Consider the following 24,181-nt stretch of genomic DNA (forward strand, 5'->3'; position numbering starts at 1 on the left):
CTATCTCTCGGACCTGGGCCAGCTTTCTGCGGCCCATGAGGTGTGTCTTGGCTATCTGCCTGTCCGATTCGCCAAGGCGCATCCGGACAAGAGCATGGCGATATTCAAACATCTCGAACCTCCGATTGGACATCCCGCGTACCTCCCGCTCGTGAATCCGGCGGAAATACGTGGCATCTCGAAGGTCCGAAACCCGGTTCGGCCAGGCTAGACTGGCTCCATTACCTGATCATCAAATGGCCCCATTGCGTGAGCACTGGGTGGCTCCATTAGGTGAACATCCGGTGGCTCCATTGGGTGAACATCGAATGGACCCATAGGGGCGGTCGCCGACAATCCAGCGATCCAGAGCCTCCAGGAACGCGCTCGGACTCGTGAACTCGTTGATCCAAACCAGCGCTTCCTTGAGTGTGCGCATGAAGCGCTCCGTGTCCGCGTTGCCTTTGGGGTTCGAGTAACTGGTGAAGGCCTTGATTGACGCCCATGATCCGGCACGCCTTCATGAAGCTCACCGATGTGGGCTGGCTAGCCGTTGTCGGACATCAGGTTGAGCGCCGCCCCACTCGCCCCTTCGGGAAACTGGCGATTCACGGCATTGTTCAGGGCGGCTAACCAGTGCCAGGCCCGGGCCTGCAACCCGGCGTAATGCCCAACGACCTTCTTGGTGTGCCAGTCCAGCACGATCACCACGTAGACCCAGCCAACGCTCGTCACTGAGGTTCTCAATTTGTTTGAGCATCTGGCCGACCATGAGCCGGATGGGCTTGGCTGGGCGTCCGGCCTGGCTATAGAGTCAACTGACTCAAAGATTAATTCCGACTATCCGTTGGCCAGTGGAGTGAAATAGGGATATCTAGCTGATCGTCAGATTATTCAGAAACTTAACATCTTCAGCTGAGGAATGGGAGATTCATGAGAAGTGTGAATCCGTTGTATCCCAACAAAGCCCCAACCCCTGCCGCAGCGAGGGACAGTTTCAGCACTGCCCGTGATCCTGAAATAATGGATACTGATGCTAGAATAATCGAAAGCTGCAACATAACCTCAGCGTAGTCGAAATACGGGTCTCTGGCCATACTGACATCGCGTTCGTGCTCAAAGGCTCTAGCCTTGGTTTCGATGTCGAGCTTCTCTGAAGCGAAACGTTTCTCCTCGCTGGAAAGCTGATCAATGATTTTTATAAAACGATCTCTGGAAGTCGGGTGCTGCCTGTCCTCTCGATCGGCCTGTTCTGCCTCGAGGATGGTGCGTTCAAGGCGGTACATATGTTCTCGTTGCGCTTTAGCTTGGTAGAACGCCCATTGGTTGGAAGCTTGTTGTTGGGTCATCATCATTTCTTTTGCCGCGTTAGCCCCACCTAAAGCACAAATAGACAGGCATACCGCGTATATGGCGGTAAGCATGGCTACTCGTTTTGAAAACCGTTTGTCGGTACTGTCACTCATCCTTTCTGTTAGTTCCTCGCCGGTAGGTATTTCAATCTCAGCCATTTTCTCTCTCCAAAATTTACTGAGTTATTGGGTTGAGTGGTGATGTCATCAAAATGGAATGCAGGTCTTAAGTGCCGCCAACAAATATTATGAAAGCGGATTTCACATGTGGTTCGTAACCTGCGATTTACCACGATTGCAAATATTTAGACAAACAACAAGTATTTAAAAGAATCCTGCCTGATTTGAACCCATAATCACTCAAGCCAGGTTCACTCATCTACTCTTGCGCCCTACTTCTTGAAGCATTCCTGGATGGTGATCTTGAAGATGAAGAAACTGAGCGTTTCCGCCGGTGGCCTGAAAAATATTCGTATGTTCCGAGCAATGAAGACGAAATCCTTGACAAGATGTGTTCACGTTCCTTTTCCGAGACAGGGTGAGGACGAATACCGGGCTTGGATTCATGTCCATGGACAAGCTCCAGGATAGGGATGAATATTCCTCTGTTCTGCCCATCCAAGAACAATTCCTCCCAGGCGTCACCCCCGATATACACCCCCTGCATAAAGCCCAATGCCCAATCGTTTCCAATTGAATTATCATTTTTGATCGTAGTGATCACGGGGGGATATGCTGCCCCGTAAGCGAGGTGCCTATTAATGACATTCCGATGGTTAGAAATATACCCGGGGTATTTCACAGCATCTTCCATGTCGGTGAATTCGTGGTTGTCACCCCAAATGTAAGGGAGGTAGGTGCTTGGCCTTACTTGCGTAGGGGAGCATACCAAAGCAGCCAAGAACCCGTCGAGCATTTCGATTCTCATCGCTTCAGGGATGGTTTGTAGGTAATTTCCTAGCTCGATCAACTCGTCTGATAAATATTTGTCAAAGAATGTTTGCATAGTAGCTCATTTTTGATGATTGAAAACAATTAACAAGCTTAAATGATTAAAAGCAATCTTCACTTGGTATTACCCGTGACATTTCCATGCAATAGGTGTAATATGTACATCTCAATTGATCACAATAGCCTGATGATGCCCTGCCAAAACAATCGAAATACCCACTTTTCAATTGGGCATCGCGTATCTCGCTGATTTTTAGGGCATTCACCATGACACCACATGAATTCCTTTTAAGTTGATCGTTACGACCTGAGTTTATTCTATTCATGTCAGGAATCACTTTAGGCATAAAACTCCTCCAAGGGAATTTTTTTGTAGAGACAGCGCAGTAGCGTACCAACAATACACAGGGAATGTATCGTGTGCCAACACAAGGTATGAAGTTACACAATCATGCTTTCGAACAAAGAGTAGCTTCGTCCCAAAGAGAAGTAACGCCTTCAGCCTTGGAGAAGGCACATTCCGTATATAGACAATGTTTGCAAAGATTTTCGGAACAAATATCTGTTTTAATTATGACATCGGCAACTCCATCAAATCTTTCTCTAAAAATATCTTCAATAAAACTAATTATACCCATCGATTCTTCAAAAGATATTTGGCGCGGTAGGACTAAGCAAAAATCGACATGAATAAAACGACCTGCTGACCAAGCGCGTAGTTTTTTAACTGATACCCATCCAGGCTGTCTTTTATCATTTAGCAACACGCATATGTCGCGAGTTAAAGAATAATCCGTCTCGTTCATTAGTCCCTTTACTGCTTGCCTAACCAATCCATAGCCAGTCCATATGATGTTAAGAGCGACAACACACGCAATGACTCCATCCATCCAGAGCCAGTTAGTAATCCAAACAACGGACAAACCAACCAAAACACCCGCCGTTGTGTAAACGTCAGTAAGGACGTGCTTACCATCAGCAACAAGTGTGAGAGATTTTGTTTCAATTCCTCGCCGGACAAGGAATAGCCCTAGGACCAAATTCATTATTGACGCCAGCACAGAGACCAAAAGGCCATAGTCTAAGCGACTCAGATTTTCAGGGGCAAATACTTTAGGGAGCGCAGCGTATATGATGCAAGCAGCTGCGAATATGATTAGAATACCCTCGAATAACGCGGAAAAGTACTCGATTTTTCCGTGGCCATAAGGATGATTAGAATCGGGAGGAGCTTTTGCCATATGAATGCTCCACATGGCAAAAGCACTTGCGATAACATTTATTATGGATTCTAATGCATCTGACAGAAGAGCAGTTGAACCCGTCATAAGATACGCGGCAAACTTAACAATAAGGATTACTATGCCCGCTGCAAAAGCAATCCTTATCGCATTCTGCTGCGACTTTTCAATCTCCAACATCATATGCTCCTAAGGCAGATCTTAAAAATCGAGAATGTCTCCAAGCCAAGACTTCTTTTTTCCGTGCTTTCCATGTTTGTCTTCACGGTGTCCCCGGTCACCATGGTCATGGAAATATTTGTCTTGAAACATTTCCTGCGCAACAGCTCGAGGCTGATCATATACAACTTGGCTAGAACTTGTCTGAGCAGCTTTTTCAATAATTTTGTCAAGTTCACCTTTGTCAAGCCACACACCCCTGCATTGAGGGCAGTAATCAATCTCAACACCGCTTCTTTCAGCCATAACCAGCGTAATATTACAATGCGGACAGTTCATAAGCGTCTCCATTTTGCAAAGTTATATGTTTCTATATGAGTTACAGTCTTTTACTTGGAAAATTCTTCTAGGTATTTTGCTTTTCCAGAAAAGTCTTTCTGGATCAACGTCATTATTGCGCTGAACTGCAATGAGTTGCGTGCCATCTCCGTCATTTCTTTGTCTAGATCGACGGCATCTTGGCCATGAATTACGCGAGGCTTTAATTCAGTTTCCAATGCTCCTTTTACATCGGAATATTCTGAGTTATTAAAATGATCTGGATCAGTCACGGTAAGTGGGCTTTTTGTTGCCTGATAGGCAGCCCGCAATTGGTTCTCAAAATCCAGAGTTTTATGCCGGTAGTTAGGGTTGTTAACATTCGCAATATTAGACGAAATCAAATTCTGCTGCTGCAAACGCAGGTCAGCTACCTTCTGTAGCAGCTTGTTTCCATTAGTGAATATGTGCATGCTCCACCTCTCGTACTTATAGCGCAATAATGGTGCAGAACCACAACCTCTAAGCATTAACAAATAGCACTATAATCAATTACTAGTCAGCAAAAACATGCCCGACTGCTAGCACGGCAATGATTCCAATTGTAATAAGTGGCTGAGTATGAATTTTTTTTGCCATGCCTTGTAGCCAAACCCCCAACACCTTGTACTTTGCAATGAATCCTAGGACTGCCAATGACATCAATGCGATCAGTCCAACTTCAGGTAGAACTGATTTATCGCATTTCACGCCATTCCAATGCCATGCAACGACAATAATTCCAACAATATTCAAATAGTAATGAAAAGTAAGTAAATATTGTTTCTGAGTTATATCAAAAGTTATTATTTTTTTTATCAACCAAAGTGGTTTATTGAAATATTTTACGATCAAACGCCTAGTAACACTCACAAAAACAGTCAGGTTGGCTGCTATGAAAATAATTGCAGCAACGACCCCAGCTTCTTCACCTCCATGTTTCTCTACATCACCTCCATGTTTATCTTTACTGGCATTGTGATCATTCTTTGAAATGGTATGCCTTTCATGCCGTTCCTCATGGCCTACTTGTTCATCCGCAAAGCAAGAAGGACTTGCGAAAAACAGTCCGATAGCAACGAATGCAAACACACTAACAATATGATATTTATGAATTGTCATATCTATCTATCAACCTTTGAACCTTTTAGAAAGCCTACTTCGCCATTACTCCATATACATCTTTGGCCTTTGAAACAGTACTCTCTCCTAGAAACTTGTTTGCATATTCAAGCACAAAGGCTCTAATTGTGTCCTTTATCAAGACAGAAAGCTCTCTAGCCTCGTATATGTAAAGGTTCATTCGACTTGTAAACCCTTTTATAGCTTCTCCATCTTTCAGGTCAATGCCGGTAGACCATGCATTATAAACAACAATTCTGTTTCCAGAAACATAACAAACTGAATTTATTTCAAATTTACCAGCATATTTTCTATCTATACACACTTGAATTTCTTTGGCGTCAATTCTTGAGCTTTCCGATGAAGAAATTACTCCTGCAACTTCATCATTTACATACACATCATCAAGCTTTTTAGATATACTATCTTCAAATACTATTCTAAACTTTTTGCAAGTTTCTTGCTCTGCTGAAAATGCATCAACATTTCCAAGCACTAAAACAGTAGCAACTATTAGCAAATACCAACTTAAACGCATTATCTTTTCCTTACTATGCTTAGCCCATTTATTGGGTTTTTATGTCCATTCCGCAGAAGAATACTTTGCGGATGTATAGGCACAACAACGCTAAACTTCAGCGGCATGCAATCACCAAGCGCGACATTATTTATGCACGGAACAGGTTCCATAATTTTTCTGTTTCCACATCGGCGTCATACAACCTTTGTAAACATATGCAATGCGCTCACATTTATTATCATGCAACAGATAATTTCACATATATTCAACATTGCTTTAATCATCCGCACAACCTTGTTAGACTATGTATGTCAATGGCAATACATTACTATTTAAAAGCTACTTCAAAGAAATTTTCACAATATTATTTATTTTGTTACAATGCCTTTTTTAGCAATTTGTATTCCTCGTCGCTTATCTCACCACGAGCTAACCTAGTATTCAAAATCTTTAACGAGTCACTCCTGTCCGCTACATGTCTACCGCACCTATTCTTTTTAAGCAGGAACCGAATCACGAATCCAATCCCCATTGCCAGGAAAGCCAAGGCTGCAATCCCCGCCCAACCATCAAGCCACTTCTGATCGGTAATATTGACGCTATTCCACATAATGGCAGGTCCTCAGACTAGCTTGGTCTGAAGTGATTTGGGGGCTCCTGCTGTGACACAGCCACACATTTTCTAGCGGTGTCACCACTGACCAAATAGCCCTTAATTGTGCTCAGCATTAGGACACAAAGTAAGGCAGATAAATATTGTTCCATGTACTCTTCTTTTAATATTCGTTTTATGAACCACACTATTTACCCCAAAGCAATGGTCGTGCCGAGTTCGTAGGTTATACATAACTACTCAATATTGTTGTTTTTATTATTTAATTATCTGACATCCTTGATTTTCCAGAGTCACTGCACGGGTAATAACGTGTCATGTCGGTTGTGCGCTGTGGGTAAAATTGTTACACCCTGTCATCGGCAATTGGGGGTGGCCTATGGCTACTTTACGTTCTGGCGTTCCGACGCGAAAAAATACAGTACTGTACCTCTCTCCATGGTTAATGGTTGGATTTGCTGTGATTCTTGGGCTTGCCGTCGCTGTCCTCGCAATACGAAACACTCAGCGCGAAAAACACCAGATGTCCCAGAATCTCATGGATAGGGCAGAAGCCCTCATATGGGCTTTGGAAGCGGGAACCAGAACCTGGGTGGATATTCGCGGTGGTAGCGATCACCTTCAATCGCTACTGGAGGAAACAGCTAAACAGCCGGGCATCACTTACATGGCTGTAACGGATTCGGAGGGCCTAACACTGGCTCATAGTGACAAGGCTCAGATTGGCACAAAGATGCATGATTCAGTGACCATGGCCGAGCTCAATGAATCAAACGTTCAGAAATGGCGTATCACCAATACGGCCCGAGCGGGCAAGGTGTTCGAGGTGTATAAACACTTCTCACCCCAACCCGGCATTCTCCACGATAAATGGCACTCGCCTTCAGACGCCTGTCCTGACTGCAAGGCAGACATTCCGGCACCACACAACCCTGACGAAGATAACTGGCTTCAAAAAGGCGGGCCAGTAATCTTCGTGGGGTTGAACGTTAAACCTTTCGAGGAAGCCCTCGCCGAGGATTTTCGTAACACGGTGGTAATAGCGTTACTCGTGGTGTTATTGGGCTTTGGAGGTTTCGTCTCGATGTTTTGGGCGCAAAATTATCGCCTTTCACGCCGTTTGCTTCAGGACACTCAAGCCTTCGCGTCTGAGGTCGTCATCAACCTCCCGGTGGGTTTATTGACCAGTGACACCAACGGGTTGGTCACCCTGGTCAACGCCCCAGTCGCATCAATGCTTGGGATGGAACGAGAAGAGCTGATGGGGAGTCCCATCTACGACAAGGGCGGGCTGGACTGGAACGCGGTCGTCGAGACATTGAGTAGGGATAGGGCTGTGCTTGAACAGGAGCAAAACTTGGTCGCAAGTGGTGGAAAGGTGACACCCATTAGTCTGAGTGCTTCCAGAATCATCAACGAAGACGGCCTGTTCCTTGGCCATCTCTTTATCATGCGCGACCTCGGCGAGGTGAAGAACCTTCAGGATCAGGTCAGGCGCAACGAGCGGCTCACGGCCCTGGGCAACCTGGCAGCTGGAGTAGCGCACGAAATCCGCAACCCATTAAGCTCAATCAAGGGGTTCGCTACTTTTTTGGCAGGAAAGATCAAAGGCGAAGGGGCAGACAAAGAGGCCGCCAAAATGATGATACAAGAGGTGGACCGCCTAAACCGGGTGGTCTCGGAACTGTTAGAATTTGCGAGACCTGGAGATTTGCGACTCAGAAATGAAAACATCAATGATATAATCGAACGGGCTCTACGTCTTGCTGATTGTGACGTGTCAGTCAAAATAATTACAGTGCATTTCCATCGTAATGATTCGATTCCTCTCGTTCTTGTTGATGCCGAGCGGTTAACGCAGGCCCTACTCAATCTTTTTCTTAATGCAATTCAAGCCACGGATAAAGGCGGAGAATTGGAGGTTTTCGCATCCATCGACCGTGAATCAGGCAGACTCAGCATCCGGATTTCTGACACGGGCAAAGGCATCTCCCCGGAGGTGCTCGCTGGCATCTTCAACCCATACTTCACTACGAAGCCCTCTGGCACAGGCTTGGGCTTGGCCATTGTTCACCGTATCGTTGAAGGACACGGTGGCGAGATCAAGGTTGAGAGTCTGCCCCGTAAGGGATCAGTGTTCACCATTCTTTTGCCCTTGGTCAGGGCTGCGTAGGAGATATCCATGGCAAAACCAACCAAGTCTACACTCCTAGTGGTAGACGACGACCCTGCGCATCGCAATATGCTGCTCACGCTACTCATGGATTGGGGCTACAGAATGGAAGGTGTAGAAGACGGCGAATCCGCTGTTGTTCTATGTAAGGAACGCCCTTTCGACCTGATCCTCATGGATGTGCGTATGGCAGGGATGTCGGGCATCAAGGCACTTATCGAAATCAAGGCTTATAATCCGGCTATTCCCATAATTATTATGACCGCCTATTCGAATGTGGAAACGGCAGTGGAAGCCATCAAGTCCGGAGCCTACGACTATCTTACCAAACCTCTGGATTTCGACGACCTCCGACTTACCCTGGAACGCGCTCTAGACCATGCCTCACTGCGCCACGAGAACAAGGCGTTGAAAGACACCCTTGCATCCTCTTTTGACCCAGGCGGCTTCATTGGTCAGAGTACCCCCATGCGCCAACTTCAGGAAATGCTCGCCACCATCGCTCCATCAGAGGCAACCGTGCTCGTCACGGGTGAGTCCGGCACTGGCAAAGAGCTTGTTGCCAAAGCCATCCATGCCAACAGCCAACGTCGCAAAGGTCCCTATGTCGCGGTGAACTGCGCAGCCTTGACTGAAACTCTTTTGGAATCAGAACTGTTTGGACACGAGAAAGGAGCATTCACTGGGGCGGAGAAACGGCGGGAAGGTCGTTTTCTGGTTGCGGACAAAGGAACTATCTTCCTTGATGAGATAGGGGAGATGCCAATGTCCATGCAGGTCAAACTTTTACGGGTCATCCAGGAACGAGAAATCCAGCGTGTAGGCGGTGACCAAACCCTCAAGGTGGACGTTCGCATCCTGGCGGCGACCAATCGAAAACTCAGTGAGGAGGCAATGGCTGGCCGTTTCCGGCAGGACCTCTACTACCGCCTCAATGTGGTTGCGCTTGCTTTGCCCCCATTGCGGGAACGTCTGGAAGACATTCCGCTCTTGGCTGTACATTTCCTGAACAAGTTTGCAGCCAAGAATAGCAAACATGTGAAGGGCTTCACTCCCGGGGCTATGGATAGGCTGCTTAAATACTCATGGCCGGGTAACGTGCGCGAGTTGGAGAATGCTGTTGAGCGCGCCGTGGTGCTCTTGGTGGGCGAGTATATAAGCGAGCGAGAATTGCCCCCGGCGATTACCAAGGCGAATAACGAGGGCAACTGTCCAGAACCGGTCTTCTCCAATATGACCCTGGAAGCCATTGAGCGGAACGCCATTTTCAATGCCTTGGAGGCGGCAGACGGCAACAAGAGCGAAGCAGCCCGGAAATTGGGTATTTCGAGAAAAACTCTACACGCCAAGTTACAACGATTTGCGGCAGAATCGGAATCGGCGCGTATCGAGAGCGGTTTGCCTGCTGAACACGATTAACTATATAGCTTCAAGATGTAAATCCGGAACTGAATCCACATGATTGACGTCCCGCTAATCCGATAGTCAGATCCTGAGTATTCTGAAGCAGGCCGAAAGCGCCGTACCCGTTCCCGAGTTTTGTCGTGTCGATTGACCCTGGAAAATTCGGAGGTTGTTTCTTGCGTTGAGCACCTTTCTTGCGAAGCGCTCCAAAATTGATATCAATCTGGTTGATAGGGCAGAAATGCAACATTATCGTTCGAGGTTAAACTCTATCAGCTTATTCCTCGACTTAAACCGAATCACATTACCCTCCATCCTGATGGCCTTGCCCCACTTTAATCTGACAAATTGTAGAGCAGCTTCCTTAGTTGCCGCGTCATGCGCAGTGAACGCGACTTCCTTACCCATGTCCCGGATCATACCACCGTTAGCAAGGTGGATGAACACCGTCCCACTAGCGTCGATCGAACTGGTGAACCCCGTGAAGAGCCTGTTGGCTCTCGGAACCACGCTCTCCAGTTCCGCTAGTTCGTGGGCCCTGGCTATGGCCAGGAGCCCTCGGCGGGCTCGACGGCTTACGGCTTGTTCGGCAACAAGGTGAAGCTGCGTTTCGATCCACTTCTCGCGCACCTCCTGTCGCTGATTTACGTTGGATGCTCCTGGGGTGGCCTCAGGCTCAACCAAGTCTCCTTTGGAGCGCAGGATGGCTAGGGCAGTTTCGTTCCCCAGGGTTGTCTTCCAGCGCAGGAAATCAGTCCAGGAGGCGTAGGGGGTATCCTTCCTTGCCTTTTCCTGCTCGACTCTGATCTTCTTCTGAATCTGGAGCCGTTGCTCTATCTCCGTTAAGCGTGCGATCTTGAGGAGGTCATACCGATTCTGTCCGAAAAACTGACGGTTGATTATTTCCCGCTCCAGATTCCAGATTGCCCGGTGGGTTTCCAGCTCCTTCACCTGACGGTTGGCCAACTCCTCCATGATCATCTTCCGGGGCTCGATGCCCTGCTGGTACTCCCGATACAAATCCCCGCGTTCCGACCCCCGGTGCAAGGGCTTGGACGTGAACCGCTCCCTTTCGAGATAGTGCTCTTTGGTCAGGCCCGGCCTGATGTAAGTTCCAAAGTGCTTCGTCAGCTTGGACAAGGACAGCGACCGGTCCAAGCGACTGGCTTTGATGGCGAGGTCTCCGTTGCGGTCCTTGATGACCAGCCCGTTGCCATGTGGCTTGATCTCCATTCCGCATCCAGCGAAGGCAGCATGAACCTGCTCCCAGTCGGCTGCCTGAGCCAGTGCATCCAGGAGACGTTCCCGCCGCTCCTTGGCGTATCCCTCAAAGGATTGCTGGCCGGTATGGGCCTCCACGGTGGCAGCAATATCATTCAGCTGCGGAGCCTCCTTCTCGACTCCGCGCCCATTATCGATGGCTAGACCGAACCGCTGCTCCAGGTCACGGCAGACCGAGTCGCGCTCGATGAAGTCTTGGTATGGCTCATGGCGGGTCAATCGCTCAGGGTGGATCATGTTGTAGGCCACGTGCATGTGGAGGTTGTTCGTATTCTTGTGAATGCCGCAATGGCGCTGGTGCTCGGAAAAGCCAAGGGTCTCGGCGAATTCTTCCTCGATGGCCATGAACATCTCCGGCGTCAGTCGTGCCTCATCCTCAGGTCGAAAGCTCACGATGAGATGGTAAGTCTTTTCCTTGCTGGTCCTTGTATTCATGGCCTGCGTGTCCACGGCCTCCTGGATACCCAAAGCGTAATCGTCTCCGGCCAGGCAACCGGCGCACCAGTGCATCAGGGATTTCTCGCCCAGATGGTCGGCTGCCGCAATGTAACGGGCCAAGCGCCGGTAATCGTCATTCTCCGGCTTCCGAGGGACGCGACGGCTGATCATAATAACGAGAGTTCACATTCGAGCGATTGCAGCCTTCAGTTCCCGTTGCCGGGCCTCAATCTCCCTGAGCACCCTCCGCACCTCCATGTGCAATGCCTGGATCGAAGTGTCCTTCTCCGACAGGCACAGTTTGAAGAGTCCCCCAAGCCTTCCGAGGTCGGCGTTGATCTTGAGCAACTCGCGCCTGGCGTGCTGCTTTTCAAGGCTTGGCGTAGACTGTCCCAGGCAGACACGCTTTATGTAAGTGGACCTGGACAGGCCAGCCATCTCTGCGTTGGCGGAGATAATGGCGTGCTCCTCAGTGTTGACGTAGCACCATAGTGCCATTTTCTTGGTCGGCATCTCGATCCTCAGTCAAAGCGTTGAGCCGGAGGCGAATAAGCTTGAGCCCCGCATGGCAGGACGTGAGGTACTAGTACCTCACCTGTCCTGCCTTCATACTCAGTTGTTCAGTATTACATCTTACAGCACTTTACGAGATGATCCCTAACATTTTGAATAAAATTCAAGAAATTTCAAAACGCAACAACACCAACTAACACATTTCAACAAATAAGTTACATCAAGCAATATGAACGGACTTCCACTGGTAGCATAGCCCAAAGCTATCATTATAATCAGTATGTCCACGTCAAGCGCTGTGCGCCGATTGTAGCCCCATGTCTTTCGGAGGGTGTTGTTCACCGTAGTTACCCGTGAAGTTGATCGGCGTTCCAGTCGCAAATGGCAGGGGAGTATCGGTACTGCTAGGTTTGTGGCGGCTGGCAGCTTGCTAATTTACGTTTGAAAGTTAGCGAGTTTGCACGAGTTAAGACCGGTTGACTTCATCAAGTTGTTGGCCTATTGGGCAAAGCGTCTCCGGTAAGCGAGGCTCCCGCGTAACACACAGGCCACTGCCCCGTTAGCGTCGAAAGAAGCTGGTGTCGGGTAGAACAGATTCCCCCGGATTAAGGGGCAATTTAATGTGGCTGAGGCTTTTGGGCCTCTTACGGTTCGCGGTGCTGAAGCTTGGTCCAGGGGGAAATTGCCCGGCACAAAATCACTGCGTTGTTTGCAGTCACACTAGGCTCTTTCCCTTCGGGGCGGAGCCTTTCTCTGTTGGGAAGCAGAACCATGAACAGGCAGGTGAGCATGCGAAGAAAAGACGATCCGCCCCCTAGCAGCAAGGGAAAGGACACGAATCCCACCCGAAACGCCACCTTGAGCCGATAGATTCCTTCGCATCGTCTCTTGTTCCGCCGCGTTTTCATGGGTCAGGCTCGTGAATGCGGAGCAGGAGATAACTCCATACTTTCGCCCCCTTCTTTCCCGTACATCCGGCCAGCGCGGGCCGCGCCCTTTTTCCTGACAGCGAACGTGCTTTCGTGGCCTGGAGAATACGGTTTAGACCCGTGCCAATACAAGAGCAGAGCGTCCGCCTGTCGTCAAAATGACACGGGTGGCAGCTAACGGATTTCGACTGGCGACATGCCGTCTGTCGATTTTACGAAAGCCAGGTGCAAGTGCCTGGGTTGAGGAGAGGACAATGCAGAAGGATGATCGTGACCTCACGAGCCTAAAGGGCGCGAAGGAAGCAGAAACCGAGGATGAAAATCTTCGGCTCGACCCTGAGCAGGAATTCGCGCAGCAGGTGGAGCATTTCGCCCAAAAGGCGCATACCCTGGCCACCATGGCTGGCAAGAAGACAATCGCCCCCTGGGATCTGTACAAACACCTCGAAGCCCTCTGGGAGCAAATTTCCGAACTGGCCAAGCGCTTGGCCGCTCCTGTCGAGCGGGAAAAACCGGCCATCCTCGGCCTCACCAGCGAGGAGGCGGAACTCCGCCTGGAGCAGTTCGGCCCCAACCAGACCGTTAAGGAAAAGAAGATCACTTTCCTGAACCGGCTCTGGGACGCAGTTAAGAACCCCCTGGTCATCCTCCTGCTGGTGCTGGGAACCGTCGCTTTCCTCACCGACGACATGCGCTCGACCATTGTGATTATCTCCATGGCCGTGATCGGGGTGGCCCTTAAGGTCATCCAGGAGTCCAAGGCCGACACCGCCGCCGCCCAATTAAAGGCCATGGTTCACACCACGGCCACCGTGCTGCGTGATGGAGTGCGCAAGGAGATTCCCCTGGCCGGGGTGGTGCCCGGGGATATCGTCAGCCTGTCCGCCGGGGACATGATCCCGGCCGATGTGCAACTGCTCAAGGCCAAGGACCTGTACGTTAACCAGGCCACGCTCACCGGCGAGGCTATGCCCGTGGAAAAGATGTCAGTGGAGGAACCCACGGGCCAGGAACTGACCTTGGACAACCCCAGCATGTGCTTCATGGGCACCAACGTGGAATCCGGCTCCGGCCTAGCCTTGGTCATGGCCACCGGCACAAAGACCTACTTCGGCGGCATCGCGGCCAAGTTGGCCGAAAAACGCGTGGAGACGGATTTCGACAAGGGCATCAAGAAGTTCACCATGCTTATGCTCGGCTTCATGGCCTTCATGGTGCCCTTCGTCTTCCTGGTGAACGGGTATTTCAAGAGCGACTGGGCCGAGGCTTTCATGTTCGCCCTGGCCGTGGCCGTGGGTCTGACCCCGGAAATGCTGCCCATGGTGGTGACCGTATGCCTCTCCAAGGGCGCGTTGGCCATGTCCAAGCAGAAGGTCATCGTCAAGCGCCTTGAATCCATCCAGAATTTTGGAGCCATCGACGTCCTGTGCACCGACAAAACCGGCACCCTGACCCAGGACAAGATCATCCTGCAGTTGCACCTGAACGTGAGCGGCGATGAGGACGACAGCGTCTTGGAATACGCCTGCGTCAACAGCCTCTTCCAGACGGGCCTCAAGAGCGCCATCGACGACGCGGTGATCCACGACGCCCAGCGCCACGAGATCAACACCGCCAAGTATGTAAAGATCGACGAAATCCCTTTCGATTTCAAGCGCAGGCGCATGAGCGTGGTGGTCAAAGACACCGAAACCGGCAAGGTCCTGCTCATCTGCAAGGGCGCGGCCGAGGAGGTCTTCGACCACTCCGTGCGCTACCTGAAGGAGGGCGCGCTCAAGCCCCTGGAGGGCAAACACCTGGAGAAGCGGCAGCGCCTGGTCACCGACCTTAACGAGGACGGCTTCCGCGTAGTGGGCCTAGCCTACAAGGAGGTCGACGCCTCGCGTTCGGAGTTCAGCGTGGCCGACGAGAGCGAGCTGATCTTCATGGGCTACCTGGGCTTCCTGGACCCCCCCAAGGAGACTGCGGCCGAGGCGCTCAGAATCCTGGTGGACATGGGCATCACTCCCAAGATCCTCACCGGCGACAACCCCATCATCACGGCCAATATCTGCGCCCAGGTGGGCCTGGATGACGGCGGGCACATTATCACCGGCGATGAGGTCGGCTCCATGAGCGACGAGGAACTGGCCCTTAAGGTCGAAGAATACCATGTGTTCGCCAAACTCGACCCCCTGCAGAAAGAGCGGATCGTCACCATCCTGCGTAAGAACGGCCATGTGGTCGGCTTCATGGGCGACGGCATCAACGACGCCCCGGCCCTGAAGGCCGCCGACGTGGGCATCTCCGTGGACAGCGCTGTGGACATCGCCAAAGAGTCCGCCGACATCATCCTGCTGGAGAAGAGCCTGATCGTGCTGGAGAAGGGCGTGCTGGAGGGCCGCAAGGTCTTCTGCAACATCACCAAGTACATCCGCATGGGGGCCAGCTCCAACTTCGGCAACATGTTCAGCGTGCTGGGGGCCAGCGCCTTCCTGCCCTTCCTGCCCATGCTGCCCATCCAGATACTGGTCAACAACCTGATGTACGACTTCTCCCAGACGGCCATGCCCACGGACAACGTGGACGAGGACTTCCTGAAGCGGCCCCGGCGCTGGCGCATCGAGGACATCAAGGGCTACATTCTCACCCTGGGCCCCATCAGTTCGCTGTTCGACTACACCACCTTCTTCGTGATGCTGTATGCCTTCAACTGCTGGGACAATCCCAGCCTATTCCAGACCGGCTGGTTCATCGAATCACTTCTCTCCCAGACGTTGATCGTCCACGTCATCCGCACGGACAAGATTCCCTTCTTCCAAAGCAAGGCCAGCGTCCCCCTGACCCTGACGACCCTGGGCATCTGTTGTCTGGGTCTCTGGTTCCCCTTCTCGCCCTTTGCTGGGTCGCTTGGGCTGGTGGCGCTGCCGAACACGTATTGGCTGTTCCTGGTGCCCATCCTCTTCTGCTACTTGACCCTCACCCAGCTGCTGAAAACTTGGCTGGTGAGGAAGCTCGACACTGGATGGATAAAGAGCAGAGCGACACGTTAAACTAATCAATTCAGTAAATGATGGGAGTCTTGTTGGCTGGAGGCTCCCGTCATTTAAAAATGGGTCTATAAACAAAAAGTTGCTGGGTCCTGTTTTGGTCATTGCGAGTGGCATTGGGTTTTACCATATCGCTTGCAGTTTCGACCCAGTGTCTTTCTTTGATCCTCAGCATGCCTTTGGAACGAGATTGACATGTCCATTATGGAATTTATTACTCGAATAGGGATCGCCTTGTTGCTTGGCGCGGCCATCGGGTTTGAACGTCAATGGCGGCAGCGCATGGCCGGACTGCGCACGAACGCGCTCGTTTCCACTGGAGCCGCCATGTTCGTTGCCTTGTCGTACCTGTCCGACCATGAAATGAGCCAAACCCGCATAGCCGCCCAAGTTGTCTCGGGAATCGGTTTTCTTGGCGCGGGCGTCATCATGCGTGAGGGGCTGAGCATTAGGGGGTTGAACACCGCCGCCACATTATGGAGCGCCGCCGCCGTAGGCACTCTGGCGGGCTCAGGGGCCACCCTATTTGCCGCTTGCGGGGCCGCCGCGATTCTGGCAGCCAATATCCTGCTGCGCCCGGTGGCCAGGACCATCAACAAACAGCCCCAAGGGTACACCGAACAGATCGTCAGGTACAAAATCTGGGCTATATGCACCTCGGAGAGTGAGCAGCATATCCGCTCCCTGCTCCTGCAGATCTTAAACAATTCGTCGCTGCGACTCCGCTCGCTGCACAGCGAGGACCAGCTCAATCCCCAGAAGATCGAGGTGAGAGCAGAACTTTATTGCGAAGGAAGCTGTGACCAGATTCTAGAGCAAGCAGTATCACGTCTGAGCCTGGAGGGTGGCGTGAGCGCAATTCGTTGGGAGGTCTTGGATTCCGATAACCCTGCTTTGGAAGAATGAGATTGATGCCGAGTTTAACGTGCAGAGCAAGTCGGGACAAGGCATATCTGTCGGCGGTTTAACAACAGGCCCGTGGCGATGCTTGCCTATCCCAGGTGGGGAACTTATTATGCAGGGAGTTCCCCGAGCAGTCTTATCCCAATTGAGAGCGTTCAATGAGTAAGAGCAAATTTAGGCTGTATAGCTGCGGAAAAACAACTTCTACGCTATCGAACGACATGCGTAAAACAGTAAAGATTCTTTCGCTTGTCACTGTAGCGCTCCTTATATCTATCTTGATCGTTTCTGTCGCGCTTGAAAGATTCGATGAACCATTATTTACTTATTTAAGATGCGGTGCACTGGCAGGGCTACTCCTTGTTTGCATTAATATTACTGTGCTAGCTCATATTAAAGCAAGGCTTAATATTTAGCGCTTCGCCACACTGAATGAGCCCTGGCAATTCATCATTAATGAACTAGCGTCTCCTGTGGCTGCTATACTGCGGATGGGCGAGTAAATAGTTGTAACACGCGTGTCCATTCATGGAATTTCATGTCTTCCCGTATCTGCATAATTTGCTGATGTTGCTCGCGAATCAAGTACGAATTAGGCTGAGCTACAGTTCTTTCACACCGATGGCGTTGACATTACCCTGGCTCTTGGTCGACATGATGCGAGCAGGTCAGATCCATGAATGACTCCTCTTTATTCTTGCCTTTTGGAATTTATGCGCGACACATGCCGTCCGACCATGCGACACATATTTCAGCAAAGGACTGATCCAATGGCTGGCCATACTCCGACGGAACACGCCGAGATTCGATGGCAGCATCATCCAATGCCTCTGGCAGGCCTGATGGGGTGAGTATTCGGACGTAGAAGTGAAAGCCCGCGTGTGCGGGCTTTCATGGTCCAGCTGAATTCCGGCGCTGATCCTTACTGTTTCTGCCCCGGGCTGTACACGGACGGATATCCCAGGGCCTCATTTGTTCGCCTCTGGGCCTCTCGTGGATCAAGACCCGCCCTGACGTGCACCGCCCATGTCTGGTTCCATTCGATCACTCGCTGCTCCGTAGCCCTGCCGCCGGGCGCGAAGGCGGGCCTGAATTTGAATCCAGATGTGACTCGACGCATGAAGTCGGCGAACTTGCGGTTGGCTTTCCGAGCCTTGCGGCGTAGTGTCTCCAATGCCCTGGCCTGTTCACGCCGCAGCATTGGCCCGAGGCCAAGCCACTCGAACAAAGATGAAGTGATGATCCGGATGGCTCGGCATCCGAAGTATCTCCCTTCGTCGCTCCTGCCCCTGGGCTGGGTCACTTGCATGAACCCGGCTTGCTTCAACTGCCCGATGGCGCGTTCACAACGGCGTTGGCCAAGCCCTGAGCCCCTGACGATGATCTTCATGTCGATGTCGATGAAACCGTTGGCCAGCGTCGGCACGCCCAAGGCCAGGGAAGCCAGATCGAGGTGCGACAGAAGTGTTTCCAGAACGACAAGGCAGGCCTCGCGGCGCTCGCTTCGTGTCCGCCTACCGCCTGCTTGCAGAAGCGGGGGGCATTTTCCAGGATGAGCGTACCAAGCCTTCGTGCGCTCGGCCGCCAGAGATAGTATGCGTGGCAGACCTCCCTTGCCTTTGCGGATCGGGTTAGCAGGAGTTAGCAAAGGACTGACGGGGTCATGCCCGCACCGGTTGCCTCCCGGCTGCCTGACCAATGCGCTTTCTCGGGAGTGCCCTACTGCCGACGACATCCAGGGCACCAATGATGGGAGTGCCCGAGCAGGATTTGACATATGGCAGCCAGCGCCATATGAAAAAAACTGTTCGGACAGTTGAGTGTCCAGATTTCAGCGGAAGCGAACGAAACATCTTGGCGGGTGAGGCGTTCGCTTTCTGCTTTTCCATAGGAAACTCCACCGTCGCCTTCAGGACAACATGCGGAATCAGGGCAAGATTTGGTGTTTGGAGGGGCTGGTCGTTGCGAACCTAGTTCGCAATACGTTAGCAAAAACAGCGAAGGCCTTACGCCCATATAGGCGTAAGGCCTTGATTTTACTGGAGCCAGCGAGGGGACTCGAACCCCTGACCTGCTGATTACGAAGCAGATTCAGAGGGGTTCTACCATCATACCTAGTCATACTACATCCAATTATATAAGGCATTTGACCCTGTGTATCCTTACCGGGTAGTCCCTTGACCGGGATTTGTTCCGGGACTATTCCGGGACCATGAAAGCGCGTTGGAACCGCACGCCCTACCCCGGCGTCAGATTTCGGGAACATGGCAGCCGTCGTCATAGCGGCAAGCCGGATCGCTACTTCAGCATCCGCTACTACATCAATTACAAGGACTGCGAGGAAGGGCTCGGATGGGCCTCCGAGGGCTGGAACGCGGAGAAGGCCCATGGGGTGCTCGCGCGCATCAAAAAGAACATCAAGACCGGTTCCGGCCCCCAGAGTCTCGCCGACCTCCGGGCCGAGGGCGACGCCCAGCGGGAGGCCGAAGCCCAGGAAGCCCGCCGCTTGAGCGTGCAGGGAATGACGGTTTCCTACTTCCTCACGAACCACTACATGCCCGAGGCCAAGCGCAGCAAACGTACCTGGCGTGATGACGACGGCCGGGTCCGGAAGATCATCCCCCGCCTGGGCCATTTCCCCCTTGCCGCCGTCACCCGGGACGACATCCGGGCCTTCCTGGACTTCCTGCGGCAGGACGGCGCGTCCGAGTCCACGGCCCTGCACTACATGGCCGTCCTGCGCCGGGCCTACAACATGGCCAGGGTGACGGAAGTGGAGGGCGTGGCCATCTTCTCCGGGCAGAGCCCTCTGGAGGGAGTGGCCCTGCCCAAGCCCAAGAACGCCCGAGAGCGCTTTCTCTCCTACGACGAGGCCGACGCACTGATCCAGGCCGCCCACGCCTCGGGACAGTCCGACCTGCACGCCGCCATCGTCCTGGCCATGAATACGGGCATGCGCCTTGGGGAAATACTGCGCCTTGAATGGGTCGACGTGGACCTCACCCACGGCGTCATCACCGTGAGGGAGGAGCAAAGCCGGAAGCCCGGAGGCAAGGTCTTCATTAATGCCGATGTGGAAACGGTACTTCGGGAACGCCTGGACGCCGCATCCTGCTCCGAGAATGCCAGCGGGAATGGAGTCCGAAAGGTTCCAGGCTGTCTGGTCCTGACACCGCCGAAGGGCGGGAAGGAACGCAGTTCCCTCACCCATCGCTTCGCGGAGCTTGTCACTAGGCTCGGGTTCAACACCCACGTGAAAGACGCGCGGCACAAGGTGGTCTTTCACACCTTGCGCCACACCTTTGCCTCCTGGCTGGCCATAGCCGGAACGGACATCTATCGCATCAAGACCTTGATGCGGCACAAGACCATCACCATGACCATGCGCTACGCCCATCTGATTCCCGACGCCACCAGGGCAGCCGTACACAATCTGCGTCCTGCCAACGGTGCTACAGGGTCTTGAGGCTTGCAAGGCGGACAACCCCGAACCGTTCCACGATCCACCTGACCAGGGACTCCGTCCTGTAGGTGACCACCCGCCCCACGCGGTAGGCGACCTGCGGCCCCACTCCGGCGGAATCCGCATTGCAGAGGGTCTGGGACGCTATCATCCCTCCCAGGTAGCGTTTGACCTCCTTGCGGGCGATGACCGGGGGCAGACTCGACACGAGCGTGCTGATGAACTCTTCTTCCTCTGGACTCAGTTTTCTCGAATTTCTCACAAGGGACCCTCATTTTGATGGTTTGGCATCCGGAACGCTGAGCCTGATCGTCAGCGCCAGGGAGAACGAGGTTGTCTTTGCAAGAATTTCTTGAGAAACACAAGGCCCGGAAATACTTTCCGGTGCCCGCGGGTGATTCGCCATTAAACACGAGTTGTTCGAGGAATTCAGGAGGGCTGGTTTGGACTTCCTGACCATCTCTTTGGCCACGGCGAGCAGATAGGTCAGATCTTCACCAAGGACGTCGGCCATGCGCTGGGCATCGGAGATGAGCACGCCTTGAGGTTTGCCTGTATTGGTGGATCGGCTGCGTATGGCTGCCCACTTCGTGGCGGCGGATTTCGGGTTGTCCCGGGGCCAGACCTTCTGGGCGAACTCCCCCTTGCCCCACCCACGGGCGTCGGCCCGCTCGTCGACAAGCGAGACAAAGCAGCGTTCTAAAAGTGATGAGAAATCGTCCACGCACCCACCGGAAAGAAATTCTTTCTACTTGTCAAGGGCTGGCCTCGGTCTCTTTCCAAGTTGTGTTTGGTTTTGAGGGTGTCCAACCTCCAGACTTGGCTGCACACTTCGCACTCGACAAGCCCAGGCCATTCAACCAGGGCAGCTCTTGTTTCACCTCAAGTCATCTTCGGTATGCTGAAACAGCCACTGTCTGCCCTTGTCTGTCAGGCGGTATTGCTGCAGGCGGCTATTGGGTTTGCCTGGGATGGTCATTTCGATCAAACCGTCGGCCAGGGCCGGTTTGAGGTAGCGTTCGCGGAAGGATTTGCGATCCAGCAGGCCGAGGGCGGCTTGCAGCGCCTCGCGGCTCATCTCTCCTTGCATCGCCGTCAGCAGGCCGCCGACTTAGGGGGTAACTTGGGGCGTGACTTGGGGGGCGGAGGTAGCCACCGTGTCCAGGAGCATTCGAAGCATAAAGGCGATGAAGGGCGCGGAGTCGCTCTGGCGAGTGCTCGCTCGCAAGGCCTGATAATACTCGGCCTGGTGCTCGAAGATCAGGCTTTCCACCGAGATGTCGGCAAACAAGGGATTCCAGCTGGCCAGAATCAGGCTCTGCCACAACCGCCCCATGCGACCGTTGCCGTCGGCAAAGGGGTGGATGAATTCAAATTCGTAGTGGAAGACCGAACTGGCGATGAGCGGATGGGCATCGGTGGCCGCAAGCCAGTTGAACAGGTCGACCATCAGTATCGGAACCCGAGCCGCCGGGGGAGCCATGTGGATCACCTCCTTCCTGGCCATGACTCCCACGCCACCGCGCCGGTACATGCCAGCTTCGTCAACCAAGCCGGACATCAGGATGCGATGCGCTTCCAGCAGGTCCTTTTCCGCCTCGGGCCGCCAGGTATCGAAACGATCGTAGGCGGCCAGGGCGTTTTTCACCTCCTGCACCTCACGGGGCGGGGCGATCACCTTCTTCCCATCCAGGATGGCGGTGACCTGCGCCTCACTTAGGGTATTGCCCTCGATAGCCAGAGAGCCGTGAATGGTACGGATGCGGTTGATGCGTCGAAGCCGCAACGCCCTGCACTGGTCGGCGAGCACGGTCATCCGTCCGAGGGCCTCGCTGATCTCGGCGATCAGTTTCACCACGGCAGACGTGATGGAGTAAGGCGGCTTGTATTGCGGGCTCATGACGCCACCTTATCACTCATTGCTCAATCCCCTCCAGCAGGGCCGCGATCTCTTCAGGCTGGGGCAGTTGACCTTTCAGTTCTTTCGGCAGGGTGCGGGTTGTTTCGTAGGTCGCCACGCCGATGGGCTTTCGGGCGTCGTGCAGGGCATACTCCACCACGGTGCGGTTCTTCTCCTTGCAGAGGATGATGCCGATGGAGGGGTTCTCGTCCTCCTGCCGGACCAGCCGATCCAGCGCAGCCAGATAGAACTGCATCTTGCCGACGAACTCCGGCATGAACTTGCCTATTTTCAGTTCGATGGCCACCAGCGCCTTCAGCCGTCGATGGAACAGCAACATGTCGATGAAGTATTCATCGCCCGCCACCTCCAGCCGGTACTGGCTGCCCATGAAGGCGAACATGCCGCCCATGGTCCGCAGGAAGTCCTCGATCCGGGTGATGAGCGCCCGTTCCAGCTCACGCTCGCTGTGCTCTTCTCCCAGCTCCAGAAAATCGAAGGTGTATTCGTCCTTCACCGCCAACTTGGCCTGGGCGCGAAGCTCCGGCTTCAGCGCCTGGTCGAAATTGGTCTGGCCGAGCAGGGATTTTTCGTAGCTCTGATTCCCGATCTGGTGGATGAGCACGTTTTTCGACCAGCCGAACTTGCGGGTCATGCGGATGTAGAACTCCCGCTCCAGCGGATCTTTGCAGCCCTGGAATATCACCAGATTATGAGTCCAGCCGATTTGTGCAACCAGTGGTTGCACTCGCTTGTCGTCGCGATAAAGAAGGTAAAACTCCCGCATATAGAAAACATTGCGCCGGGAAAAACCGCTGACTCCAGGAAACTCCGTCCGCAGGTCATTGGACAACTGTTCGGCGATGGCTGTGCCATGTTCGGCGTTTCTCTGCCGTTCCACGATCATCCGCCCGATGTCCCAGTAGAGCCCGACCAGCTCGGTATTGACCGCTTTCAGCGCGGCATACTGCGCCGAACGGACGCGCTCTTTAACCTCGATGAGAAGGTGCGTGTAGTCCGGGCCAGGATGATTCTTATCCAGTTCGCTCATGGTGTCGTCCGCTTTAAATATTGCGACCGTTGCCCGCCGGTGGACTTGGCCATTTGTCCTGCGCCGGGTGAATGGTCTGTGTGGCTCTCAAGCAACTCAAGAGGTCGTCCATCGATTCCCAGAGTGCTATCGAGCTTTACCGCCAGTTGGCAATGGTCTGCTTTTCATGTCACTGACGCTTCTTCAGGCTCGGCTCTGTGGGCATCAATTGCCTCCAAGCAAAGTCGGACATCAGGATGCGATGCGCTTCCAGCTACCAACATGTCGTCAAGGCAATGGCTGAACTGTCCTGCCTCCGTATACCCCGGATGACGTCCTCCAGACCCTTGACGAGAGATGCGAAGGGTCAGCAAGAGGGCTTACGCCCGGAAGCGGTCTTTGAAGCAGAACAAATGACAACAGTCACGTCAATGCCACGAATCAAATAATTGTGCGGTCTCCCCAAGGAAACGTTATGTATTACTGGTTCCTCGACGCGAGACGTGGAAATCAGCTTTCTTGACTCTACTTCCTGACGCATCGTAGCTTCTGCCCTTTCCCAGGAGGTAAGATGCCGTGGATGCTAACGATTTACTGACGTTGGGTCTTGGCCTCACAGCGCCCTGGCGAGTCGTGGGCCAGTCCCTGGACCTTGCAAAGCAGCCAAGCGAGCTTCGCCTTGAGGTCGAGGCCGCGAGAGGTGAGCGCTACCCTTGCCCGGCGTGCGGTGCGACTTGTAAGGCCCATGATTTCGCGGAGTTCAGCTGGCGTCATCTCAACTTCTTCCAGCATCACTGCCTTATCAAAGCCCGGGTGCCCCGAGT

23 protein-coding genes and 1 riboswitch are annotated in these 24,181 nt (G+C 52.9%); of the genes, 6 read left to right on the top strand and 17 right to left on the bottom strand.

What is annotated here, in order from left to right; genetic code table 11:
- Positions 1-525: 525 nt before the first annotated feature.
- The 9 genes from G453_RS26610 to G453_RS29050 all read right to left on the bottom strand — a co-directional run bounded on the left by G453_RS26610 (position 526) and on the right by G453_RS29050 (position 6,291).
- Complete coding sequence (locus G453_RS26610; RefSeq protein WP_156920984.1) at positions 526-726, bottom strand: DDE-type integrase/transposase/recombinase; 201 nt, start codon at positions 724-726, stop codon at positions 526-528.
- A 164-nt stretch (positions 727-890) separates the two neighbouring features.
- Complete coding sequence (locus G453_RS0116345) at positions 891-1,490, bottom strand: DUF4337 domain-containing protein (protein WP_051272531.1); 600 nt, start codon at positions 1,488-1,490, stop codon at positions 891-893.
- Between the two features lie 220 nt (positions 1,491-1,710).
- Complete coding sequence (locus G453_RS27385; RefSeq protein WP_084502442.1) at positions 1,711-2,337, bottom strand: UPF0149 family protein; 627 nt, start codon at positions 2,335-2,337, stop codon at positions 1,711-1,713.
- 394 nt (positions 2,338-2,731) lie between these two features.
- A complete protein-coding gene (locus G453_RS27390; RefSeq protein ID WP_084502444.1) occupies positions 2,732-3,703 on the bottom strand; it encodes a cation diffusion facilitator family transporter in 972 nt (323 codons plus the stop codon).
- A 21-nt stretch (positions 3,704-3,724) separates the two neighbouring features.
- Entirely contained in the window at positions 3,725-4,021 is a 297-nt protein-coding gene (locus tag G453_RS0116350; RefSeq protein ID WP_084502447.1) for a TFIIB-type zinc ribbon-containing protein, read from the bottom strand.
- Positions 4,022-4,071: 50 nt separating this feature from the next.
- A complete protein-coding gene (flgB, locus tag G453_RS0116355) occupies positions 4,072-4,473 on the bottom strand; it encodes a flagellar basal body rod protein FlgB (protein ID WP_027191916.1) in 402 nt (133 codons plus the stop codon).
- 82 nt (positions 4,474-4,555) lie between these two features.
- Positions 4,556-5,161 carry a hypothetical protein gene (locus G453_RS28130; RefSeq protein WP_156920986.1) on the bottom strand — a complete coding sequence of 202 codons (606 nt, stop codon included), beginning with the start codon at positions 5,159-5,161 and terminating at the stop codon, positions 4,556-4,558.
- A gap of 34 nt (positions 5,162-5,195) precedes the next feature.
- Complete coding sequence (locus tag G453_RS28135; RefSeq protein WP_156920987.1) at positions 5,196-5,699, bottom strand: hypothetical protein; 504 nt, start codon at positions 5,697-5,699, stop codon at positions 5,196-5,198.
- Positions 5,700-6,057: 358 nt separating this feature from the next.
- Positions 6,058-6,291, bottom strand: coding sequence for an SHOCT domain-containing protein (locus G453_RS29050; RefSeq protein ID WP_043646199.1), 234 nt, complete (start codon positions 6,289-6,291; stop codon positions 6,058-6,060).
- Positions 6,292-6,673: 382 nt separating this feature from the next.
- Between G453_RS29050 and G453_RS24715 the strand changes: the two genes are divergently transcribed.
- Both G453_RS24715 and G453_RS24720 read left to right on the top strand, forming a co-directional pair.
- On the top strand, positions 6,674-8,467 hold the full coding sequence (locus tag G453_RS24715; RefSeq protein ID WP_084502451.1) for an ATP-binding protein: 1,794 nt from the start codon (positions 6,674-6,676) through the stop codon (positions 8,465-8,467).
- A gap of 9 nt (positions 8,468-8,476) precedes the next feature.
- Positions 8,477-9,886, top strand: coding sequence for a sigma-54-dependent transcriptional regulator (locus tag G453_RS24720; protein WP_051272533.1), 1,410 nt, complete (start codon positions 8,477-8,479; stop codon positions 9,884-9,886).
- Between the two features lie 234 nt (positions 9,887-10,120).
- Here G453_RS24720 and traI read toward each other — a convergent pair whose 3' ends face one another.
- Together traI and G453_RS0116380 are read right to left on the bottom strand one after the other, a co-directional pair.
- Positions 10,121-11,761: a TraI/MobA(P) family conjugative relaxase gene (gene traI / locus G453_RS0116375; RefSeq protein WP_027191917.1), complete on the bottom strand. Its 1,641-nt coding sequence runs from the start codon at positions 11,759-11,761 to the stop codon at positions 10,121-10,123.
- A gap of 12 nt (positions 11,762-11,773) precedes the next feature.
- Complete coding sequence (locus tag G453_RS0116380; protein ID WP_027191918.1) at positions 11,774-12,103, bottom strand: plasmid mobilization protein; 330 nt, start codon at positions 12,101-12,103, stop codon at positions 11,774-11,776.
- A 508-nt stretch (positions 12,104-12,611) separates the two neighbouring features.
- A riboswitch (M-box (ykoK) riboswitch) is annotated at positions 12,612-12,788 on the top strand.
- Between the two features lie 498 nt (positions 12,789-13,286).
- On the opposite strand from G453_RS0116380, the gene mgtA reads away from it, so the two are divergent.
- Both mgtA and G453_RS0116390 read left to right on the top strand, forming a co-directional pair.
- Entirely contained in the window at positions 13,287-16,064 is a 2,778-nt protein-coding gene (gene mgtA / locus G453_RS0116385; protein ID WP_084502453.1) for a magnesium-translocating P-type ATPase, read from the top strand.
- A gap of 192 nt (positions 16,065-16,256) precedes the next feature.
- A complete protein-coding gene (locus G453_RS0116390; RefSeq protein WP_027191920.1) occupies positions 16,257-16,967 on the top strand; it encodes an MgtC/SapB family protein in 711 nt (236 codons plus the stop codon).
- Positions 16,968-17,886: 919 nt separating this feature from the next.
- Here the strand turns inward: G453_RS0116390 and G453_RS28885 are convergent.
- Positions 17,887-18,390 (bottom strand): hypothetical protein, encoded by a 504-nt coding sequence (locus tag G453_RS28885; RefSeq protein WP_235731788.1) that lies wholly within the window; start codon positions 18,388-18,390, stop codon positions 17,887-17,889.
- A 786-nt stretch (positions 18,391-19,176) separates the two neighbouring features.
- Here G453_RS28885 and G453_RS24725 point away from each other — a divergent pair.
- Positions 19,177-20,430: a tyrosine-type recombinase/integrase gene (locus tag G453_RS24725; RefSeq protein ID WP_043646209.1), complete on the top strand. Its 1,254-nt coding sequence runs from the start codon at positions 19,177-19,179 to the stop codon at positions 20,428-20,430.
- On the opposite strand, the gene G453_RS0116405 is transcribed toward G453_RS24725, so the two are convergent.
- The 5 genes from G453_RS0116405 to G453_RS0116425 form a co-directional block, all read right to left on the bottom strand.
- Positions 20,417-20,689, bottom strand: coding sequence for a hypothetical protein (locus G453_RS0116405; RefSeq protein ID WP_027191922.1), 273 nt, complete (start codon positions 20,687-20,689; stop codon positions 20,417-20,419). The two genes, G453_RS24725 and G453_RS0116405, sit on opposite strands and share 14 nt — an antisense overlap.
- Positions 20,690-20,698: 9 nt before the next feature.
- Positions 20,699-21,151 carry a hypothetical protein gene (locus tag G453_RS28625; RefSeq protein WP_205620079.1) on the bottom strand — a complete coding sequence of 151 codons (453 nt, stop codon included), beginning with the start codon at positions 21,149-21,151 and terminating at the stop codon, positions 20,699-20,701.
- Positions 21,152-21,304: 153 nt separating this feature from the next.
- Positions 21,305-21,529: a Fic family protein gene (locus G453_RS28890; protein WP_328285410.1), complete on the bottom strand. Its 225-nt coding sequence runs from the start codon at positions 21,527-21,529 to the stop codon at positions 21,305-21,307.
- A gap of 9 nt (positions 21,530-21,538) precedes the next feature.
- Positions 21,539-22,327 (bottom strand): Fic family protein, encoded by a 789-nt coding sequence (locus tag G453_RS0116420; RefSeq protein ID WP_027191924.1) that lies wholly within the window; start codon positions 22,325-22,327, stop codon positions 21,539-21,541.
- A gap of 16 nt (positions 22,328-22,343) precedes the next feature.
- Complete coding sequence (locus G453_RS0116425) at positions 22,344-23,378, bottom strand: PDDEXK nuclease domain-containing protein (protein ID WP_027191925.1); 1,035 nt, start codon at positions 23,376-23,378, stop codon at positions 22,344-22,346.
- Between the two features lie 555 nt (positions 23,379-23,933).
- On the opposite strand from G453_RS0116425, the gene G453_RS27395 reads away from it, so the two are divergent.
- Positions 23,934-24,181 (top strand): transposase family protein (locus G453_RS27395; RefSeq protein WP_169725355.1); only part of this gene is annotated, 248 nt, incomplete at its 3' end.

This window comes from Fundidesulfovibrio putealis DSM 16056 (genome assembly GCF_000429325.1).
GTDB classification, from domain to species: Bacteria; Desulfobacterota; Desulfovibrionia; order Desulfovibrionales; family Desulfovibrionaceae; genus Fundidesulfovibrio; species Fundidesulfovibrio putealis.

What these genes read in the sequence shown, in the direction of transcription:
- G453_RS0116345 (WP_051272531.1), bottom strand. Translation starts at nt 1,490, where the DNA reads ATGGCTGAGATTGAAATACCTACCGGCGAGGAACTAACAGAAAGGATG.
- G453_RS27385 (WP_084502442.1), bottom strand. Translation starts at nt 2,337, where the DNA reads ATGCAAACATTCTTTGACAAATATTTATCAGACGAGTTGATCGAGCTA.
- G453_RS27390 (WP_084502444.1), bottom strand. Translation starts at nt 3,703, where the DNA reads ATGTTGGAGATTGAAAAGTCGCAGCAGAATGCGATAAGGATTGCTTTT.
- G453_RS0116350 (WP_084502447.1), bottom strand. Translation starts at nt 4,021, where the DNA reads ATGAACTGTCCGCATTGTAATATTACGCTGGTTATGGCTGAAAGAAGC.
- flgB (WP_027191916.1), bottom strand. Translation starts at nt 4,473, where the DNA reads ATGCACATATTCACTAATGGAAACAAGCTGCTACAGAAGGTAGCTGAC.
- G453_RS28130 (WP_156920986.1), bottom strand. Translation starts at nt 5,161, where the DNA reads ATGACAATTCATAAATATCATATTGTTAGTGTGTTTGCATTCGTTGCT.
- G453_RS28135 (WP_156920987.1), bottom strand. Translation starts at nt 5,699, where the DNA reads ATGCGTTTAAGTTGGTATTTGCTAATAGTTGCTACTGTTTTAGTGCTT.
- G453_RS29050 (WP_043646199.1), bottom strand. Translation starts at nt 6,291, where the DNA reads ATGTGGAATAGCGTCAATATTACCGATCAGAAGTGGCTTGATGGTTGG.
- G453_RS24715 (WP_084502451.1), top strand. Translation starts at nt 6,674, where the DNA reads ATGGCTACTTTACGTTCTGGCGTTCCGACGCGAAAAAATACAGTACTG.
- G453_RS24720 (WP_051272533.1), top strand. Translation starts at nt 8,477, where the DNA reads ATGGCAAAACCAACCAAGTCTACACTCCTAGTGGTAGACGACGACCCT.
- traI (WP_027191917.1), bottom strand. Translation starts at nt 11,761, where the DNA reads ATGATCAGCCGTCGCGTCCCTCGGAAGCCGGAGAATGACGATTACCGG.
- G453_RS0116380 (WP_027191918.1), bottom strand. Translation starts at nt 12,103, where the DNA reads ATGCCGACCAAGAAAATGGCACTATGGTGCTACGTCAACACTGAGGAG.
- mgtA (WP_084502453.1), top strand. Translation starts at nt 13,287, where the DNA reads ATGCAGAAGGATGATCGTGACCTCACGAGCCTAAAGGGCGCGAAGGAA.
- G453_RS0116390 (WP_027191920.1), top strand. Translation starts at nt 16,257, where the DNA reads ATGTCCATTATGGAATTTATTACTCGAATAGGGATCGCCTTGTTGCTT.
- G453_RS24725 (WP_043646209.1), top strand. Translation starts at nt 19,177, where the DNA reads ATGAAAGCGCGTTGGAACCGCACGCCCTACCCCGGCGTCAGATTTCGG.
- G453_RS0116420 (WP_027191924.1), bottom strand. Translation starts at nt 22,327, where the DNA reads ATGAGCCCGCAATACAAGCCGCCTTACTCCATCACGTCTGCCGTGGTG.
- G453_RS0116425 (WP_027191925.1), bottom strand. Translation starts at nt 23,378, where the DNA reads ATGAGCGAACTGGATAAGAATCATCCTGGCCCGGACTACACGCACCTT.